The sequence below is a fragment of the Deltaproteobacteria bacterium genome (genome assembly GCA_016874775.1).
GTDB lineage: Bacteria > Desulfobacterota > Binatia > Bin18 > Bin18 > VGTJ01.
In genome coordinates this window covers 1-2,949 of the sequence record VGTJ01000329.1, presented here as the reverse complement: position 1 = coordinate 2,949, position 2,949 = coordinate 1, and the positions used below count along the sequence as shown (strand labels likewise).

The 2,949-nt window shown below is 54.0% G+C and carries 4 protein-coding genes; all 4 read left to right on the top strand.

Annotated features, from left to right (window positions below; all coding sequences use genetic code 11):
• Window positions 1–62: 62 nt before the first annotated feature.
• A complete protein-coding gene (locus tag FJ147_28120) occupies window positions 63–614 on the top strand; it encodes a hypothetical protein (GenBank protein ID MBM4259750.1) in 552 nt (183 codons plus the stop codon).
• A 55-nt stretch (window positions 615–669) separates the two neighbouring features.
• Entirely contained in the window at window positions 670–1,752 is a 1,083-nt protein-coding gene (locus tag FJ147_28115) for a hypothetical protein (protein ID MBM4259749.1), read from the top strand.
• Window positions 1,753–1,780: 28 nt separating this feature from the next.
• Window positions 1,781–2,065, top strand: a complete 285-nt coding sequence (locus FJ147_28110; GenBank protein ID MBM4259748.1) for a hypothetical protein — start codon at window positions 1,781–1,783, stop codon at window positions 2,063–2,065.
• A 392-nt stretch (window positions 2,066–2,457) separates the two neighbouring features.
• Complete coding sequence (locus FJ147_28105; GenBank protein ID MBM4259747.1) at window positions 2,458–2,850, top strand: hypothetical protein; 393 nt, start codon at window positions 2,458–2,460, stop codon at window positions 2,848–2,850.
• The last annotated feature ends 99 nt before the right edge of the window (window positions 2,851–2,949 follow it).

The following is a 2,949-nucleotide window of genomic DNA, read 5'->3' as shown; positions in this document are numbered from 1 at the left end:
GTCGCCCGCGTTCATCCAGCTCTTCGACCAGACTTCGATACTTAGACCGAAGCCAGCACACAATGGTCTCGTCTCTCATCCCTGCTCTTGTGCAGAGGCTCTCCACTCCGGTCAATCACTATTGCGGTAAGTTGTTTCCTGCCACCGCCTTACTTTCGGAGAGCACGGCAACAGCTGACAAAACAGAAAAGAAGCTGATCTATCAGAACCAGCTCAAAGTCGCTGAATACTTCTGGTTCGATCCGTTTGCCCCTGACGATTTTTCCGGGTTTGGTTTACAGCACGGCGTGTATGTCCCCATCCCTTCTGATGACCAAGGTCGGTTAGCCAGTCGCTGTCTAGATCTGATGTTGGTTCGCTGGCATGGTGTGTATGAAGGTGTCGAGACCACGTGGTTACGCTGGGCCACACGAGAGGGGCAATTGTTACCGACGAAAGATAAAAAGCTCCAGACTGCCGAGCAGCACGCTGGGGAGGCAGAGCAACGGGCCAAAACTGCCGAGCAGCACGCCGGAGAAGCAGAGCAACGAGCCAGGACTGCCGAGCAGCGGGCAGCAGATGCAGAAGCGGAGATTGCGCGCCTCCGGACATTATTAGCAGAGAGCAAGTCATGATCCTTGCAATCCTCAATACAGCGTCCTAGAGTAAGCGCCTCTGGAGGGGACGTCTATGGCAACTGTCACTGCATCAGCACATTTCAATCCTGCTGAAGACTTTATTGAAAAACTCTATGAACAGGGAGTGACAGACGGCCTCCCTGTTGTGCCGCCGACCCGAGATCGTGTCGCCTATATGCTTTCAGGTGCCCCTGATCGTGCTCGTGATGAATTACTTGGTACGATCGGCCCGCAGTATGGTGAAGCCACAGTCGAGAAGGTTGCTATTAATGCCGTCATGGCTGGATGCAAGCCGGAATACTTCCCGGTTGTCTTGGCTGGAGTGGAAGGTTTGTGTGACGAGAAAATGTGTGCGCACGGTATGAACGTGACACTCTTTTCTGCAGCACCGTGGGCAATCATCAATGGCCCAATCCGCTCCATGATCGGTCTCAATGGTGGCCACAATGCCCTTGGGCATGGCTTTCGTGCGAACGCCACGATTGGCCGTGCACTTCGCTTGGTAATCATGAACATCGGTGGAGCGCGCCCACATGAACTCACCAAGGCGACAATGGGCCATCCTGGCCAATACTCTGCAGTCATTGCCGAGAATGAAGAAGAGTCTCCCTGGGAACCATTTCATACTGAGCGAGGCTGCAGTGCCGATGACTCAGCCATTACTCTCTTTGCTGGCGGCTCGCCGCAACAGATCAGCGATTTTCAAAGTCGTAGCGCTGAGCAGTTACTGTGGTCGATTGGTCGCACGATGGGTGGTGGGCTGTGGAACTACAAAAACTATCCACTCTTTGGTGATACCATTCTCGTCTTGAGCCCTGAACATGCCCAAACCATTGCTGCGGACGGATTGTCACAAAAAGATGTCCGCCAGTTTCTGTATGAGAACGTGACGCTTTCGCTCGACGATCTCAAACCAGGCAAGGAAGGTGGCGAGGGATTCGGCTCGGCGCTGCTCAGTACGGGAAGCAACAAAGGTTTCGTGGTGGGTGACCGCGTCCGTAAGTTTCGCTCGCCGGATTCAATTTTTGTGGTGGTTGCGGGTGGAACCGCTGGGCGCTTTTCGGCTGCGATTCCAGGCTGGGTAGCTGACGATTTGGGCAGCACTCCAGTGACAAAACGGATTCAAGTGGACTAACATGAAGTAAGAGAAAGGAGGCAAACGTATGGCCGACGAAATGCTTAGCCCGATTGGCTATGGTGGAAAAGCGGAGAAAGCGCTTGCACCGCGATTGTCGAGTCTCAATGGCAAGACGATCGCTCTGGTCGATATTAGTTTTCCCAACAGTAAGGTTTTTCTCGATCGTGTGGAGACGTTGCTCAAAGACCGCTTCGGCGTTGCGCAGGTAGTGCGGCACGCCAAGCCGTCACCAGCCCGTATGGCCAAACCAGAAGTGAGGAAAGATATTCTCTCACGCTGTCACGGTGTGGTCGAAGCGGTCAGTTCGTGAGGATCGTGTATATCGTGCAGTTCGCACGATGTTGCCTACTTTGAAGAAAACGGCATTCCGACCGCCAATATCTCTACAACTGAGTTTGTGGCTGCTGCTCGTCTGCAGTGCAAAAACCTCGGTATTCCATCCTATGAAGTGATTACTGTCCCCCATCCCATCGTGCCGCTTACCCAAGAAGAAGTATGGGCACGGGCTGATGCAGTCATCGATTCGGTTGTCGCCAAGCTGATCGGCAACGAGGCTCGGGCTGCGGCATTGTAGTCATGCCACGGAGAGGCGCCCCGCCGGGGCGTCTCGATAGCCTTCCTTCCTACAATAAACCCTCTCTTCCACCTACCGATATTTGGTGTGTTGAATTGTCGGCTTGAGTTAGGAGAGGAGGGTCGTTTGTGTTTCCTGCAACTTTGCTTGATGGCTACACCGGCAAGCGCCGCACGGTGGAGGTCACTCTTGAACCTCACCGTCTTCGTGTCTTCACCGAAGATGGGGAACCGCTGAATGATTGGGCGGTCAAAGGACTACAGTTTGCCGAGAAAGTGGAACGTGGACGTCCGGTCCGTTTCGCGCATGCTGAGCATGGACGTTCACGACTGATCGTTGAGAATCCCGCCATCTTACGGGAACTCCGAAGCGCGGGAATTACGTTGCGCGCCAATCGCTCTGCTTGGGGAGGACTTCCCCGCTGGGCAACCGTGAGTCTGGTCGTGTTTGGGGTACTTGCTCTCGGACTGTTGAGTGGCAGCACCCTGGTGACCGATTCGTTAGGCATGGGCAAGAATTAAGTTACCGATTAAGAGCGAGGAAGAAGCGTATAGTTCCAATCGCCATGAAACTTACCGGGTTTGATATTGAGCGCTTGAAACTCATCGTCGGAGACCTGT

Excerpts from the sequence above, each read along its gene's own strand:
- FJ147_28120 (MBM4259750.1), top strand. The coding sequence starts at position 63 with ATGGTCTCGTCTCTCATCCCTGCTCTTGTGCAGAGGCTCTCCACTCCG.
- FJ147_28115 (MBM4259749.1), top strand. The coding sequence starts at position 670 with ATGGCAACTGTCACTGCATCAGCACATTTCAATCCTGCTGAAGACTTT.
- FJ147_28110 (MBM4259748.1), top strand. The coding sequence starts at position 1,781 with ATGGCCGACGAAATGCTTAGCCCGATTGGCTATGGTGGAAAAGCGGAG.